Below are 15,883 nucleotides of genomic sequence, written 5' to 3'. Positions count from 1 at the left end.
TCAGGCTAAGTTCATACGTCATCAAATGCGACATTTGATCCGTCGTGTGTCGACATTTCCTGACGAATCGTCCGAAGTCGACCTGACGCACAGACACATGATCGATCGGTCGGGGAGATGTCAAGTGGCCGTTGGTGTGGTCTCGGACGTTCCGGCGCAGGTCAGCGCCGTCGGGCACCCGGTCCGCGGGCAAACACCCGGCGGGTGATCAGCCCGATCGCGGCGAGCAGCAGGAGGCCGCCGGCCAGCCCGGTGCGCCACCGGGCGGGCCCGGCCTCGTGGGCCGCCGCCTGGGAGCCGTCCGCCCCCTCGGATGAAGCGGCGGGCGGTGCCGGCAGCGGCCGGGCACTCCCGGCGGGCGCCTGCGCGGCGTCCGCCGGGAGCGGCGCGGCGGTGACGGCCCGGCTCGGCCCGGCCTCCGCGGCTGCGGATGGTGACGGAACAGCGGAAGGCGACGGGACGGCCGTCGAGGACGGCGGGACGGAGACGTCGGAGGCGGGCACGAACGGCGGAGCGACCACCGGGACGAAGACCGGCAGCAAACCGGCGGGCGCCGGTACGAACACCTCCTCGGCGGTCGCCGACGGGCTCGACGAGGGCGACGGAACCGCCGACACCGCAGGCCTGGACGCCGAAGCCGAAGCCGAAGCCGAGGCCGAGGCCGAGGCCGAAACGGACGGCTTCGGTGAGCCCGCCGCACTCGGACTCGGCCTGACCGCGCCGGGCGACGCCGAGGGCGACGGCCCGACCGGACTCGGCACCGCGGCACTCGGCGGAACGGGGCCGGGCGCCACCGGACCGGCCGCCGGAGCCGGCGCCGCCGCGACGCGGACCCGCACCGGATCCCCGGCCGCCGCGTTCCCCGCCAGGTCCGTCGCCGTGACGGTCAACGCCTGCTCACCGTTCGTCAGGTCCCGGTTGGCGGTGCAGGTCCAGCTCCCGTCGACGGCCGCCGCCGCCCCGCACAGGACCACCCGCCCGTCCGAGGCGGCCCCGCCCGCCTGGGCGGTGACGAGCACCCGCGTGCCCGTCCCGGCCCGTCCGGCGAGCCTGGGCCGCGCCGTGCGGACGGTCTCGCCGGCGGCCGGCGCGGTGAGCACCGGCTTGTCCGGCGGGACGGTGGTGACGACGAGCGCCACGGCCTTGCCCGCCATCCGGTTGCCGGCCGCGTCCACGGCGACGGGGGTCAGCTGGTGCCGCCCGTCCGCCAGGTTCTCCACCGGCAGGCAGGACCACTCGCCGTCGGTGCGCACCGTGGTGCTGCACAGGTCCCCGGCGGACCCGCCGCGCACCCCGGCCGGCTGGTCGCCGACCGAGACGGTGTCGCCCGCCTCGCCGGTGCCGGTGAGCTGGAGCCCGGGGTCGTTGGTGTACTCGGGGAGGGTGAGCACGGGCGCGGCGGGCGGGGCGGTCTTGACGGTGAGCCGCACGGGCTCGCCGCGCAGCACCACGCCGCCGCTGGTGGTCTCGACCGGGGTGAGGCTGTGCCGGCCCGCGGCGAGCGCGTCGCCGGGGCGGCAGTTCCAGTCGCCGCCGCGCTCGACGCGCGCCCGGCAGAGCACCGCGTCCCCCTCGCGGACCTCGACCGAGGCCCCGGCGACGGCGCCCTCACCGCGGATCCGCGGCCGGACGTCGGCGGTCGCGGTGCCGTCCACCGGTTCGGCGATCTCGGGCCGGGCGGCCCCGACGGTCAGTTTGATCCGCTGGTCGGAGACCTCCCCGGAGTCGGCGAAGCCGCCGGAGGCGATCAGCTGGGCCGGGTCCCGGGCGATCCGCAGCCGGGCCCAGGTCTCGCCGCTCGCGGCGCCGGAGGGAACGGTCCACTCCAGGGTCGCGGTGCCCGTACCGGGCTGGACCTCGGCCTGCACCCGGTGGGCCGGGTCGAAGCGCCCGCTGTGGTCCCAGTCGATCCAGCCGGCCAGGGTCGCCGGCTGGTCGCCGACGGCCACCGGGACGGTGAGCCGGTAGTAGCGGCCGATCGCGGCCTCGGCCGGGAAGCCGAGGGACGGGTCGGCGCCCCGGTACTCGCCGCGGCCGGGCTGGAGCTTGGGCGGCACCGGGTTGGCCCAGACGTTGTGCCGGTCGGTCGTGCCCCGCACCGCGACGGCGGTCCGTGTGTCGCGGCGCGCCGACGGGTCGGCGTCCGCGCCGAGGAAGAGGTCGGAGACCACGTGCGAGGCGTTGCCGTAGGCCTGGGGGGCGGTGCCGAGGTCCTCGTCGACCGTGACGGTGTACGCCTGGCGCAGGACGGGCGGGGCGGTGGTGCTGCCGGCCCGGGCGGTGCTGCGCTGCTCGACCCGGAAGACGGCGGAGCGGAACGTGCCGGCGAGCTCCAGGCTGCCCTCGGCGGCCGCGCCGCCCGAGCCGTCGGTGCTGCCGTCGGAGCCGGCCGGCGCGAGGGTGTTGGCGTCGACCGTCCAGCCGGGCCAGTCGGTGCGGTTGACCAGCGCCGGGGCGCTCGGGCTGCCGCCGGTGAGGGTGAGCCGGGCGGCGGTGGTGGCGCTCCCGGACTTGCCGGTCGCGAGGGCGGCCAGCCCGCTCGCGTGCAGCCGGGGGTTGCGCACGGAGCGCGAGAAGGTGAGCCGGAGGGTGCCGACCGTGCGCCAGGAGCCGTCGGCCTGCGGCCGCGCGTCGTGGATCCGGAACGTCTGGGCCGGGTCGCCCGGGCGCGTTCCGTCCGCGTACAGCCCGGCCGCGCGCCCCCCGCCGGCGCGGTCGGCCAGCTCGCCCGGTTCGGCGGTCGCGTCGAAGCCCGGCGAGGTGGCGAGGTCGAACCGGACGGAGAGGCCGGAGGGCAGGACCGCGCGCTGCTCGGCGCTCCAGGTGTCGGGGGACTGCTGGGCCGCCGAGGGCTGGTTCGAGACGATGAGGAGCCCTGCCGCGAAGGCGGCCAGGGCGGCGGCCGTGCGGGGGAACTGTCGGCGCATCCGGCTCTCCTTCGCGGTCGGCTGCCGGGTGGCGGGCAGTCTGGGCACAAGATGTGACAAAACGGAATCACGATGCCGAGCCGGTCATACTGCGACACCTGGGCTTCGGGCCGTGTCCCACCCGTTTGGAGGTCGTCCGGGCGGCAGGACGGGATGTACCCGAACCGGGCCGATTCATCCCCTACGGATACGAAAGAAGCCCCCGGCCGACGGCCGGGGGCTTCTTGCTGGTGCGCTCAGCAGGATTCGAACCTGCAACCTCTTGATCCGTAGTCAAGTGCTCTATCCGTTGAGCTATGAGCGCAAGGACCGGGCGAACCCGATCTTGCGGAGGTTGGTGCGCTCAGCAGGATTCGAACCTGCAACCTCTTGATCCGTAGTCAAGTGCTCTATCCGTTGAGCTATGAGCGCTCGCCCCGGTGAACGTGTCTCCGTGGCGTTGCGGGAACAACATTACATGACCTGCGACGCAGGACGAAATCGATTGCTCCGGCCCCGCCCGCCCCCGCCTGGACGTGCCCGGACATGCCCGGACATGCAAAGGGCCCCGCCGACGAGATCGTCGGCGGGGCCCTTCGGCTGGCGGAGGCTGAGGGATTTGAACCCTCGATCAGGAATAACCCCGAAACCGCATTAGCAGTGCGGCGCCATAGACCGGACTAGGCGAAGCCTCCTCCACAAGGACCGCACCCGCTTGGCGGACGCGCTCCGTGTGCCTGTGATGATGCCACACCCGTGGGGCTCGGCACCAACCACCGCCAACGTTACTAGCCGGGTCGTCCCCACCGCAAAGAAGAATGAGATACTGCCGACTCCGGAGGAGCTGCCCCAAGCCGAGGAGACCTGTCGACGTGAGCAGCAGGCCGATCCGAGGCGCTGCTCGCCTCGCCGCCATACTCGACGCCCTGCCCGACGCGTTGTTGCTGGTGAACAGCAACGGCACCGTCGTGGATGCCAACGCCGCGGCCGTCCAGCTGCTCCAGGCCCCGGGCACCTCGCTCGTCGGCATGGGCGTGCTGGGCCTGCTGCCCGAGTTCGATCCCAGCCGGATCCCCGGCTCGATGCGCCCGGCCCCGCGCGAGGCCGACACCCTCGACCGCCCGGTCCGGATGACCGCCCACCGCACCGACGGCACCACCCTCCCCGTCGAGGTCTCCGGCAACGACTTCGCCGACGACGGCGCCGGCGAGGGCCGCGGCTACGCGCTCTCCCCGCTCGTCCCGTACGACCCCTACCGTGACGGCTCCCGCTCGCCGTCCGCGAGCGACCTGCTCCTGCTGCTGGTCCGGGACCTCTCCAGCCGGCTCGGCGTCGAGGCGGAGCTGCGCCGCCAGCACAAGCAGACCGAGATGATCCTGCGGGCCGCGGCCGAGGGCGTGCTCGGCGTCGACCTCGAAGGGCGCTGCGTGCTGGTCAACCCGGCCGCCGCGCACATCCTGGAGTACCGCGCGAGCGAGCTCGGCGGGCGCGAGCTGCACCCGCTGATCCAGCACTCCCGGGCCGACGGCAGTCCGCTGGAGCTGGAGGAGTCCGCGCTGATGGACACCCTGACCTCCGGGCGCAAGCACCGGGTGCGCGGCACCGTGCTGTGGCGCAAGGACGGCCGCCCCGTCACCGTCGACCTCACCACCGCCCCCGTGCGGGACGGCGACCAGCTGGTCGGCGCGGTGATGACCTTCACCGACCGCAGCCGCGAACTCGCCCTGGTCGCCCGCAACGAGCACCTCACCGCCGTCCTGGAAAGCGAGCTCGGCGGCGCGCTGACCGCGCTCAACCAGCGCCTGGACGCGCTCGCCGCCGACCCCGCCGGGCAGTTGTGGCCGGAGGCCAACTGGACGCTGCGCCGCCTCGCCGACGAGTGCCGCCGCTTCGGCCGGCTGATCGACGGCGTGCTCGCGCACCAGCGCTCCGAGGCCGGCGAGGCCGCCCAGCCCGACGGCAAGGACGCGAAGGACGGCAAGGGCGAGGGCAAGGGCGCCGAGCGGCGGGTGCCGGTAGCGCTGGACAAGATCGTCCGGCGGGCCGTCGAGGACGCCGGCGAGCTGGTCGGCGCGGGCCGGGTGCGCTTCTCGGTGCACGCCGCCGGCGTCGAGGTGATCGCCGACGAGCGGCGCCTCGCGCAGGCCGTCGCCCACCTGGTCGCCGACGTCAGCGGCGTCGGGCTCTCGCTGGACGCCCCGACCACCCCCTCCCCCGGCCTGGCCGCCCCCGGCGGCCCGGCGGCCCCCCCGTCCGCCGGCGAGCCGCCGCTGGTCGTCCTCGCGGCGGCCCAGCGCGGCGACGTCGCCCGGGTCGAGATCCGCGGCCCCGGACGCGGCGGCAGCCCCGTCCACCTGCCGATAGCCCGGGCGGTGGTCGAGCGCCACGGTGGCGTGCTCCAGCCGCACGAGCTGCCCGGCAAGGCCGGCACCACGTACGTCGTCGAGCTGCCGCTGGACCTGGTCGCCGCGAAGGCCGCCGCCGAACGCGCCGCCGCCGAGGGCCGCTCCGACCGGCCCAAGGAGGGCGACAGCGCCGTCCTGCCCGACCTGCCGGGCATCCCCCAGCTGCCCGCGGCCCGCCGCTCCGAGGACGACCGGCCCGCCGAGCGCCCCGCGGACGCCGAGGCGGACCGCGCGCCCGCCGAGGAACCCGCCCCCGAACGGCGCGGACGCCGCGGCCGGCCCGCCACCGAGACCCCGCCGCCCGCCGCCCCCCAGCCCGTGGACGGCCAGGCCATGGACGGCCAGGCCCCCGCCGACCAGTGGCCGAACGCCCCGGCGCGGATCGAGCGGGCCGTGCCCGAGCAGTGGAACGGCACCGGCAACGACGCCGCCTACGGCCGCCGGACCCCGCCGGAGCCGGACGGCGCGCAGCCCGACCCGTGGGGCAAGGACGACGGCCGGTCCGGCCCGGCCTACGCCGTCCCGGTCGAGGGCGAGCACCGGCCGGAGCGCCCCGCCGCGCGCGGCCCGCTCGCGCTCGGCCCCGGCACCGGCGACGCGCCGGCCACCGGGACCCCGGCCGAGGGCACCCCGACCGACGGGACCAAGCCCCGCCGCCGCCGTGCCCGGGAGGCCGCCGAGGACTCCTCCGGCGGTCTCGCCCTGCCCGGCCTGCCCGAGAGCCCCGTCTACCCCGGCCTGGAGCACGCCCTCCCGGCCGGTCCTGCGCCCGCCCTGCCCGAGCCGGCCGCCGCGCCGACCGGCCGCCGCCGGCGCCTGGCCGTACCGCCCGGCCCCGCGCCGGAGACGCCCGCCGCGCCTTCGCCCTCCACCGCGCTGGAGCCCGCCCGCCCGGCCCTGCCGGCCGCGGAGAGCCCTGCGGACTCCGCCCCGAGACCGGTCGGCACCGGCCTCGGCGAGCTCGCCCCGCCGCGCCCGCTCGGCCCCCCGCCGGTACCGGCCGTCCCGGCCGAGGCCCGCACCGCCCCGCGCGCCGCGATCGCCGAACTGCCCGCGGGCGGCAGCGTGAACCTGGACAAGCCCGCCGGCGAGGAGCAGGGCACGCGCCGGCTGCTGGTGTGGCCCGAGCCCGACCCGGCCACCAGGCAGGCCCTCCAGGAGCGCGGCTACCGCCCGGTGATCGTCCGCTCCCGCGAGGAGGTCGACGCCCAGGTCGCCGGCTTCCCCGCCGCGCTCTTCGTCGACCCGCTGACCGGCCCGATCACCCGCACCGCCCTGCAGTCGCTGCGCACCGCGGCGCTCAACAGCCGGGTGCCGGTGCTCGTCACCGCCGGCCTCGGCCAGGCCACCCGGGACGCCGCGTACGGCGCCGACCCGGCCGTGCTGCTGCGCGCCCTCGCGCCGCGCGACGGCGAGCACCACGCCCCGCGCGTCCTGCTGGTCGAGAGCGACCCGGACATCGCCTCGGCGATGATCAACAGCCTGGAGCGGCGCGGCATGCACGTCGAGCACGCGACGGACGAGAACGACGCCGTCTCCCGGGCCAGCAGCGTGCAGCCCAACCTGGTGGTGATGGACCTGCTCCAGATCCGCCGCCGCCGGGTCGGCCTGCTGGACTGGCTGCGCGCCAACGACCGGCTGCACCGGACCCCGCTGGTGGTCTACACCTCGGTCGACCTCGACCCGCGCGAGCTGCCCCGGCTGCGCACCGGCGAGACGGTGCTGTTCCTCGCCGAGCGCTCGACCAGCGCGGACGTCCAGTCGCGGATCGTCGACCTGCTCGGGCGGATCGGCGCGATGGGCGAGGCCGGCGTCGCCGCCGCGGGCTGAGCACGACGGAGGGCCGGCCACCCCGCTCGGGGTGGCCGGCCCTCCGTCGTACCGCGGTCACTCCTTGCCGAGCACCGTGACGTCCAGTTCGTCCGCCGCGTAGCTGGCCCGGATCACCTTCTTGTCGAACTTGCCGACCGAGGTCTTCGGCACCGACTCGACGATCGACCAGCGCTCCGGCAGCTGCCAGGAGGCGATCCGCCCGGCCAGGAAGGCCCGCAGTTCGGGCAGCCCGGCCGTCGCGCCCGGGCGCAGCACGACGGTGGCCAGCGGGCGCTCGCCCCACTTCTCGTCCGGGACGGCGACCACGGCGGCCTCGGCCACCTCGGGGTGGGCCATCAGCTGGTTCTCCAGGTCGACCGAGGAGATCCACTCGCCGCCGGACTTGATGACGTCCTTGGCTCGGTCGGTGAGGGTCAGGTAGCCGTCGGCGGTGATGGTGCCGACGTCGCCGGTGCGCAGCCAGCCGTCCTCGGAGAACTTGTCGTCCGGGCGGAGCGGGTCCTGTCCGGCGCCGCCGTAGTACGCGCCGGCGATCCAGGGGCCGCGCACCTCCAACTCGCCCGCCGCGACGCCGTCGTGGGGCATCCGCTCGCCGCCCGGGCCGATCAGCCGGGCCTCGACGGAGGCCGGGAAGATGCCCTGGGTGATCCGGTAGGGCCACTCCTCCTCGGGGGTGAGGCCGCCGGGCGGCTGGGCGAAGGAGCCGAGCGGCGAGGTCTCGGTCATGCCCCAGGCGTGGATGACGCTGATGCCGTGGCGCTCCTCGAAGCCCTTCATCAGTGACGGCGGGCAGGCGCTGCCGCCGATGACCACCATGCGCAGGCTGGAGGTGTCGTAGTCGCCGGCGTCGAGCTCGTCCAGCAGGCCGCTCCAGATGGTGGGGACGGCGGCGCTGACGGTGGGTCGGACGGCGGCGATCATCTCGGCCATCGGCTTGGGCTGGAGGAAACGATCCGGCATGAGCAGGTTGGCACCGGACATGAAGGCGGCGTGCGGGATGCCCCACGCGTTGACGTGGAACATCGGGACGACCGGCAGCGCGGTGTCGCGCGGGGTGAAGGCGAAGTTGTCGCCGGTGTTCACCTGGAGGCAGTGCAGGTAGACCGAGCGGTGGCTGTAGAGCACGCCCTTCGGGTCGCCGGTGGTGCCGGAGGTGTAGCAGAGCACGGCGGCCTGCCGCTCGTCGATCTCGGTGCTCCACGGGTACGCGGTGGGCCGGTCGGCGATCAGGTCCTCGTAGTCGTGGACGGTGCCGGCGAAGCCGGCCAGCACCGAGCGGTCGCCGGGGCCGCTCACCACGATGTGCTTGAGCGTCGGGGCGAGCTCCGGCAGGACGGCGGCGAGCAGCGGAAGGACGGTGCCGTTGACGATGACCACGCGGTCGGCGGCGTGGTTGACGATGAACGACAGTTGTCCGGCGGGCAGGCGCAGGTTCAGCGTGTGCAGCACGGCCCCCATGGCGGGGACGGCGAGGTAGGCCTCCAGGTGCTCGGCGTTGTTCCACATCAGCGTGCCGACGCGGTCGTCGCCGGTGACCCCGAGTTCGTCGCGCAGCGCGTGGGCGAGCCGGGCGGCCCGCGCCCCGACCTCGGCGTACGTCCGGACGACCGGTCCGGTGCCGTCCCACGTGGTGACGGTCGACCGGGCGTGGATCGTGGACCCGTGCTCCAGGATCCTCGCGACGGTGAGCGGTACGTCCTGCATCGTGCTGAACACGGGTCCTCCTTGACCTGGCGGCACCGGCGGGTGCGCCTGCGGCACCTACCGGGCGGTAATGGGCGCGGACGTGCCCGATTGTGCCGTTCCGTCCGGCCGCTGTCAGCATCCCGACCCCGTTGCACGGATCACGGACCGGGCACGGGACCGCAGGGCGCGCCGGCCGCACGTGATACTGGACGCCATGGACGAGAGCCAGGACGGCCCGCAGGTGGGATGGGAGCCGGTGCGGTTCCGGGTGCCGTGCCCGAACTGCTCGGGCGGGGTGCGGACGCGGGCGCGGCTGGGCGTGCGGGCCGACCGGACGGGGACCGGGTACATCACCGAGACCTGCGGGGACTGCCTCGGCCGGGGCTGGCTGCCGTTCGGCGGCTGACGGGCCCCGGCCGCCCGCTCGGCCGCCCGCTCAGCCGGCCGCGGGACCGTCGACGTAGTCGCGGTCGACGGTGAGGGTGACGCCGCCGTGGGTGTCCTTGACGTTGCCCTGGTACTGGTGGGCCCGCTGGTGGTAGACCCACAGGTCATTGCCGAGCGGGGCGGGCGCGTTGGTGTCGGCGTGGCCGTCCCACTTGGCGTACCAAACGGCGTCCGGCAGCGGGGAGCTGTGGGCCCAGGCCGCGGCGGACAGGTCGGCGATGCCGGAGCTGAAGCTGGAGTAGAACCCGGAGGTGTAGCCGAGCTCGTGCAGCCGCTGGGTCCAGCCGAGGGCGAAGTCGACGACGGCCTGGGCGCAGGCGGAGTCGTTCCTCGGGTACGCCTCCATGTCCATGTAGACCGGGTTGCCCGGGCCGAAGCCGAGCGCCTGCAGCCCGCCGACCGCCTCGTCGGCCTCGGAGCGGCCCTGGTCGGCCGCGTGCGACGGGTCGATCCGCAGCGGCTTGCGCGCGGGGTCGAGGCACGGCGCCTGGGACCCGGCGTGCACCGGCAGGAACCGCCAGCCCATCCCCCGGGCCTGGCTGACCCAGTCGGCGGTCAGCCGGGGCTGGGAGCAGGCGCGCTGGGACCCGCTGGTGTAGATGCCGATCGCGCTGTACGAGGAGTTGTCCCACCACGCCTGCATGGTGGACAGCGGGGGCGCGGTGCAGACGTCGAAGGCGAGGCCGCTGAAGGCGCCCCGGGGTTTGGGCGGGCCCGCGCGGTCGGGCAGCGCGAGCGGTCGGATGGTGGGGAGGGCGACGGCGGCCGGGGCGGTGGCCTCGGCGCTCGCGCCGGTTCCGTCGATGGCCAGCAGGAGCACGAGGGCGGCGGCGACGAGGGCCGTGGGGCGGAGATAGCGCATCAATCCGTGATACTGACGGACCATCGGATGAACGCGTCAACCACGCCGCGCGGCCCGCCCGCGCCCACCCTTTCGGGCGCACCCGTCCGCTTCCGTCCCGAATTTTGTAACGAGCTTGCCCGTTCTGCACTCCTTACGGCAAACTCGTCACCATGCCCACCTCCATGCCCGGCGAAACCGCCGCCCCGACGCCGGCCACCACGGCCGTCGCCGAGGCCCTTGCCATGCCGCCCGCCCCCAAGGGCGAGCCCGCCGGCGAGCGCGGCAGCTGGCGACGAGGCGAGGCGCCCGGCCCCGCGGCACCACCCGATCTCCGGCCCGGCCGGCCCACCGGCCGGCTCCCCAAGTTCCTGCGGCGCCCGGAGAGCATCCCGGCGCCGCTTCTGTGTCTGACCGCGATGTTCCTCGTGCAGACCGGGATCGCGCTCTCCAAGCCGCTCTTCGGCCCGCTCGGGGTCAGCGGCACGACCTTCCTCCGGCTCGGCTTCGCGGCGGTCATCCTGCTCGCCGTCACCCGGCCGAAGCTGCGCGACAAGCGCCCGCGCGACCTCGCCGCGGCGGCCCTGCTCGGGATGGCCTCGGCCGGGATGACCTTCCTGTTCGCCGGGGCGGTCGACCGGCTGCCGATGGGCACCGCGGCGACCATCGAGTTCCTCGGCCCGCTCGCGGTCGCCCTGGTCTTCGCCCGGCGAGCGAGCCACCTGCTGTGGGCGCTGCTCGCGGCGGCCGGAGTCGCCCTGCTGACCCTGCTCGGCGAGGGCGACGGCGGCGGCTCGCTGGACCCGGTCGGCCTGCTCTTCGCGTTCGGCGCGGCCGCCTGCTACGCGCTGTACATCCTGTTCACCGACAAGGTCGGCGCCGCGTTCCAGGGCTTCCAGGGCCTCGCCGTGTCGATGACGGTCGGCGCGATCACGCTGGCGCCGTTCGGCCTCGGCGAGGCGTGGCACGGGCTGACCGCGCCGGACGCCTCGCCGGTGGTGCTGCTCGCCTCGGTCGCCGGAGTGTCGCTCCTGCTGCCGGTGATCCCCTACGCGCTGGAGATGACCGCGCTGCGGCGGATGCCGCAGCGGGTGTTCAGCGTGCTGGTCAGCCTGGAGCCGGCGGTCAGCGCGCTGGTCGGCCTGGTGGTGCTGGGCCAGCTACTGGGCGTGCCCCAGCTGGCCGGGATCGGCTGCGTGGTGGCGGCCAGCGTCGGCGCGACGCTGACCGGGCGCAGGTGAACTCCTGAGGAGGTCTCAGGGCCAGAGCAGCGTGCGGGACCACTCGGGGGTGCGCACCGGGCCGGTGCGGGTGTAGCGGACGCGGATGTGGCGGCGCTCGGCGTCACCCTGCCAGTACTCGACCTCGTGCGCCCAGAGCGTGTAGACGGCGTGGCCGGCCGCGACGGCGTCCGGCGTGGCCTCCAGGCGGCGCCGGGCGACCGCGACGGCCTCGTCGTACTCCTCCAGCGAGGCCAGCGGCTCGCTCTGGCGCCCGACCAGCGCGCCCACCCGGGCGGCCGGGGAGCGGGTGGCGAACTCGGCGGCCGCCACCAGGTCGGCGGCCCGCTCGACGGTGCCGCGGACCCGGACCTGCCGGCCCAGCTGCGGCCAGTAGACGGTCAGCGCGGCGGCCGGGTGGTCGGCGAGCTGACGGCCCTTCGGGCTGTCGGCGGCGGCCGAGAACACCCAGCCGGTGCCGCTCGCGTCGACGTCGCGCAGCACCAGCACCCGGGCGTCCGGCAGGCCGTCGGCGTCGACCGTGGAGAGGGTGACCACCTGCGGGTCGAGCACGCCGGCGTCCAGGGCGGTGGTGAGCCAGTCCGCGAACAGCGGGCCGGGCTCGGCGGGCGCGGCCTCGGCGTCGAAGGTCGGCAGCGGCCGGGCCATCGGCGGACGGCCGAGCAGCAGCTCGGGCACGGACCTCGGCTCCGGCCGGGGCTCGTCCCGGTGCTCATCGCGGTGCTCGTCCCGCGACTCGGGCCGCGACTCGGACCTCGGGTCCGGGCCGGGTGCGGACCCGGCCTCGCCCGGGCCGGTCAGGCCCTCCTCCTCCGCTGCCATCGCGCCCTTCCTTCCGGTCGCCGCGTCCGCCGCCGCGGCCGGCCGGGCCTTCCTGGACCCGGGCGCGCGCGGTGTGCTGTCGGGCGCAACCGTACCGCCGCCGTCGGACGACTCCGGGCGCGGGCCCTGGCTGTACGCACCCGGACAGTTGACGGCGGCGGTCCCCGGAGCCGTTCGGGCGGCCCCGGCCCCGGACGCACGCGTGGGCGGTGCCGGTGACGGCACCGCCCACGAGGCCGGTTCGCGGCGACCCTTTCCGCTGGCCGGTCATGCGCTCGTCGCATCGATCGCGACCGTTCCGAGCCCCGCCGCGGGTGCTCAGCTCACCCGCGGCCACCCACCTCCGGCGCCCCCGCCGACGGTGGAGTGCGCCCGGATCAGTGGAGGATCGGAGCGAAGACGATGTTGACGTTCTTATTGGACTGGTCGGCCAGGATGGTGCCCGCGTTGTCCTTCGCGGCGAGGGTGTTGTTCTGGTTCGAGGCGCCGGAACCCGTGGCGGTCTGCTGGGTGGAGACGTAGTTGCCGTCGACACCGCCGAAGACGTTCCCGGTGCCGGTGTTGGAGACGACGCCGGCGTTGGAACCGGCGCCCGCCATCGCACCGTTGTCGGCCGCCGCAGCACCGGCACCAGCGAGCAGCAGACCGGCCGCGAGCGGAGCGGCGACCAGGAAACCGGCCACCCGACGGGTGTGGATGCGAACCATGAGAACCTCCAAGAAAACGGTAAATCGTGCAATGTGTGCGGGAGTTCGCCGGCCAGACGAACACCTGCGGGCTGCGACGCCGAGAGACAGACTTCCGCAACAAATCGACAAAGCACCACCTGACGGAGCAGTTTTCGCCCGTTAGCGTGATATCCACCAAGGCCCCGCATAACGGCACGACAGCGGGACAGCGCTTCGACACACCTGTCCTGAGCTGGGATTTCATCCGAACGGACGCCCTGCGAAGCCCTACCCGACCCCGCGCGAGGCGGCGCGAAGGAGCGCACGGAAAAATCACCGCACCACCCTGGGCGCACAGCAAGTGAAGACACGCCCCCGAAAAGTTCGACGACCCGACCATGTCGACAATCGGCGACTTATGAAGACCATCATTCAGGAATGATGCTGCGACCGTCGGAAGATCAGACCATCTTGCCCGGATTGAGGATTCCCAGCGGATCGAAGACCGCCTTCAGCTGCCGCTGCAGGTCCAGCGCCACCGGCCCCAGCTCGCGCGCCAGCCAGTCCCGCTTGAGCAGCCCGACCCCGTGCTCGCCGGTGATCGTGCCGCCCAGCTCCAGACCGAGCGCCATGATCTCGTCGAAGGAGCGCTGCGCCCGTGCCGCCTCCTCCTCGTCCGAGGCGTCGAAGATGACGATCGGATGGGTGTTGCCGTCCCCCGCGTGGCTCACCACGCCGATGGTCAGCGCGTGCCGCTCGGCGATCGCCGCGACACCGTTCAGCATCTCGGCCAGCCGCGAACGCGGCACCGCCACGTCGTCGATCATCGTGGTCCCCAGCCGGTCCAGGGCCGGGAGCGCCAGCCGCCGGGCCGCCAGCAGCAGCTCGGACTCCGCCTCGTCCTCGGCCGGCACGACCTCCGTCGCCCCCGCCGACCGGCACAGCTCGGCCACCCGCGCCAGCTCGGCGGCCCGGTCCGGCCCGTCGAAGGCCACCAGCAGCAGCGCCTGGGTGGACGCCGGCAGGCCCATCCGCCCCATCTCGTTGACCGCCCGCACGCTGACCGCGTCCATCAGCTCCATCAGCGACGGGGTCAGACCGCCCGCCATCACCGCGCAGACCGCGGCCCCGGCGGCGTCCGCGCTCGGGAACTCCGCCGCCAGTGCCAGCTGCGGCGGCGGGGCGGGCCGCAGCGACAGCACCGCCCGGACCACCACGCCCAGCGTGCCCTCCGAACCGACCAGCAGCCGGGTCAGGTCGTACCCGGCCACGCCCTTGGCCGTCCGGCGGCCGGTGGACAACAGGCGCCCGTCCGCGAGCACGACGTCCAGCCCGAGCACGTACTCGCTGGTGACGCCGTACTTCACGCAGCACAGGCCGCCGGCGCCGGTGCCGATGTTGCCGCCGATCGTGCAGGACTCCCAGCTGGACGGGTCCGGCGGGTAGGACAGACCCAAGTCGGCCACGGCGCGCGAGAGTTCGGCGTTGACCACGCCCGGCTCGACGACCGCGATCCGGTTCACCGGGTCGATCTCCAGGATGCGGTTCAGCTTCACCAGGGACAGCAGGACGCAGCCGTCGACGGCGTTCGCGGCACCGGAGAGCCCGGTCCGCGCGCCCTGCGGCACCACCGGGACGCGGAGGTCGGTGGCGGTCCGCAGGACGTGCTGCACCTGCTCGACGGTCTCCGGGAACACGACGACGGCGGGCGTTCCGGCGGCGCAGAACCCCGCCATGTCGTGGCGGTAGGCGTCCAGGACGTCCTCGTCCACGACGACCGCCCCGGGCGGGAGCCCCTGCGCCAGCCGATCCGTCAGATCACCCATCGCCGCCTCCGCTCACCGCCCGCAGTCGTCCCCCGCACTCTGCCCGCCGGGCGAAGCCCCGGCAAGTGGGCCCTGCGGGGCAGGAGGTGGGGGAACGGCTCCGCCGGGGAGCGGACGGGGGAAGGAGGCGGAGGGCCGTACAGGCGCCCCGGCAAGTGGGCCCTGCGGGGCAGGGGATGGGGGAACGGCTCTGCCGGAGGGCCAACGGAGGAAGACAGGGCGGAGGGCCGTGCAGGCCCCGGCGGGTGGGGCCGGCGGGGCCTGCGTCGCGGGTTACTGCGGCTCGACGGGTTCCTGGAGTTCGGTCACCCAGTGGGCCGGGTCGTCCGGGCACTCCAGGTAGAGCTCGCGGGCGTAGCCGGTGGAGCGGTAGCCGTTGGCCTCGATGAAGTGGGCCAGCTCCTGGAAGGCGCCCACCGCGTCGTCCATCGACCCGCGGTGGACGACCGTCGCCGCGTGGTCGAGCGCGGGCAGGTCGACCACGTCGAAGTCGTGCTCCCCCGCCCGCACCCCCGGCCCGACCGGGACCGCGGCGCGGACCAGCACCGCCCCGCCGCCCTCCGGGGCCTCCTCGTACCGGGCCACGGCCGGGCCGGTCTCGGCCACCCCCGCCGCCGCCAGCCGGCGGCACAGCTCGGCGAACAGCGGGCCGATCACCGGTCCGATGTCCTCCGGCTGGTAGCTCGCCGCCACCGCGCTCAGTTCGGCCGCCCGGACGGACGGCACCGGCTTCACCACGACATCGTGCGTGGACATGGTCCCCTCGCTCTCGATCGTCCGGAGCCTCGCCCGCACCCGGGCCAGTCGCCGCGTGTCCGCCGCGATCGCCTCGGCCAGTTCGGCGCGCCGCAGCCGCAGCATCCCGCGCAGTTCGGCCGCGTCCACCTCCTCGTCCAGGACGGCCCGCACCTGCTGGAGCGTGAAGCCCAGCTCCTTGAGCGCGATCACCCGGTTGAGCCGGGCGAGTTGGGCCGCCTGGTAGAAGCGGTAGCCGCTGACCGGGTCCACCCGGGCGGGGTGCAGCAGTCCGATGGCGTCGTAATGGCGCAGCATCCGCACCGACACCCGGCCGTGCCTGGCGAAGTCTCCGATGTTCAACATGGTGCTCCCAGTGCACGGCCTCCCACGGTGTCAGGGTCAAGCCCCGCTGCCCGCAAAACGCGAAGGCGGGTGCCGACTCGATGTCGGCACCCGCCCTGAGCAGGTGT

The 15,883-nt window shown here is 74.8% G+C and carries 10 protein-coding genes and 3 tRNA genes; 3 read left to right on the top strand and 10 right to left on the bottom strand.

Translation table 11 applies throughout. The features are described from left to right. Positions 1–161 precede the first annotated feature (161 nt). The 4 genes from ACFVSN_RS16380 to ACFVSN_RS16365 all read right to left on the bottom strand — a co-directional run bounded on the left by ACFVSN_RS16380 (position 162) and on the right by ACFVSN_RS16365 (position 3,601). Positions 162–2,927 carry an Ig-like domain-containing protein gene (locus tag ACFVSN_RS16380; protein WP_387955529.1) on the bottom strand — a complete coding sequence of 922 codons (2,766 nt, stop codon included), beginning with the start codon at positions 2,925–2,927 and terminating at the stop codon, positions 162–164. A gap of 228 nt (positions 2,928–3,155) precedes the next feature. Beyond that, positions 3,156–3,231, bottom strand: a tRNA-Arg gene (locus ACFVSN_RS16375). A 31-nt stretch (positions 3,232–3,262) separates the two neighbouring features. Further along, positions 3,263–3,338: transfer RNA gene (locus ACFVSN_RS16370), tRNA-Arg, on the bottom strand. Positions 3,339–3,507: 169 nt separating this feature from the next. Then, positions 3,508–3,601 (bottom strand) — tRNA-Ser (locus tag ACFVSN_RS16365). A gap of 177 nt (positions 3,602–3,778) precedes the next feature. On the opposite strand from ACFVSN_RS16365, the gene ACFVSN_RS16360 reads away from it, so the two are divergent. Then, complete coding sequence (locus ACFVSN_RS16360; RefSeq protein ID WP_387955527.1) at positions 3,779–7,141, top strand: PAS domain-containing protein; 3,363 nt, start codon at positions 3,779–3,781, stop codon at positions 7,139–7,141. A 57-nt stretch (positions 7,142–7,198) separates the two neighbouring features. Here ACFVSN_RS16360 and ACFVSN_RS16355 read toward each other — a convergent pair whose 3' ends face one another. Beyond that, complete coding sequence (locus ACFVSN_RS16355; RefSeq protein ID WP_380442813.1) at positions 7,199–8,860, bottom strand: long-chain fatty acid--CoA ligase; 1,662 nt, start codon at positions 8,858–8,860, stop codon at positions 7,199–7,201. Between the two features lie 184 nt (positions 8,861–9,044). Here ACFVSN_RS16355 and ACFVSN_RS16350 point away from each other — a divergent pair, with 184 nt between their 5' ends. Next, positions 9,045–9,236: a hypothetical protein gene (locus ACFVSN_RS16350; RefSeq protein WP_380442810.1), complete on the top strand. Its 192-nt coding sequence runs from the start codon at positions 9,045–9,047 to the stop codon at positions 9,234–9,236. A gap of 30 nt (positions 9,237–9,266) precedes the next feature. On the opposite strand, the gene ACFVSN_RS16345 is transcribed toward ACFVSN_RS16350, so the two are convergent. Then, positions 9,267–10,139 (bottom strand): DUF1906 domain-containing protein, encoded by an 873-nt coding sequence (locus ACFVSN_RS16345; protein WP_387955525.1) that lies wholly within the window; start codon positions 10,137–10,139, stop codon positions 9,267–9,269. Positions 10,140–10,291: 152 nt separating this feature from the next. Here ACFVSN_RS16345 and ACFVSN_RS16340 point away from each other — a divergent pair, with 152 nt between their 5' ends. Next, positions 10,292–11,359, top strand: coding sequence for a DMT family transporter (locus tag ACFVSN_RS16340; protein ID WP_380442806.1), 1,068 nt, complete (start codon positions 10,292–10,294; stop codon positions 11,357–11,359). 15 nt (positions 11,360–11,374) lie between these two features. On the opposite strand, the gene ACFVSN_RS16335 is transcribed toward ACFVSN_RS16340, so the two are convergent. From ACFVSN_RS16335 to ACFVSN_RS16320, 4 genes are all read right to left on the bottom strand, one after another. Continuing rightward, positions 11,375–12,181, bottom strand: a complete 807-nt coding sequence (locus tag ACFVSN_RS16335; RefSeq protein WP_387955523.1) for a pyridoxal 5'-phosphate synthase — start codon at positions 12,179–12,181, stop codon at positions 11,375–11,377. A 377-nt stretch (positions 12,182–12,558) separates the two neighbouring features. Further along, on the bottom strand, positions 12,559–12,888 hold the full coding sequence (locus tag ACFVSN_RS16330) for a hypothetical protein (protein ID WP_380442802.1): 330 nt from the start codon (positions 12,886–12,888) through the stop codon (positions 12,559–12,561). A 422-nt stretch (positions 12,889–13,310) separates the two neighbouring features. Continuing rightward, positions 13,311–14,675 (bottom strand): FAD-binding oxidoreductase, encoded by a 1,365-nt coding sequence (locus ACFVSN_RS16325; RefSeq protein ID WP_387955521.1) that lies wholly within the window; start codon positions 14,673–14,675, stop codon positions 13,311–13,313. Positions 14,676–14,948: 273 nt separating this feature from the next. Beyond that, entirely contained in the window at positions 14,949–15,776 is an 828-nt protein-coding gene (locus ACFVSN_RS16320) for a MerR family transcriptional regulator (protein WP_380442798.1), read from the bottom strand. Positions 15,777–15,883 lie beyond the last annotated feature (107 nt).

Source organism: Kitasatospora sp. NPDC057904 (genome assembly GCF_042887925.1).
Lineage (GTDB): Bacteria > Actinomycetota > Actinomycetes > Streptomycetales > Streptomycetaceae > Kitasatospora.
This window is presented reverse-complemented; position numbering and strand designations above follow the sequence as displayed.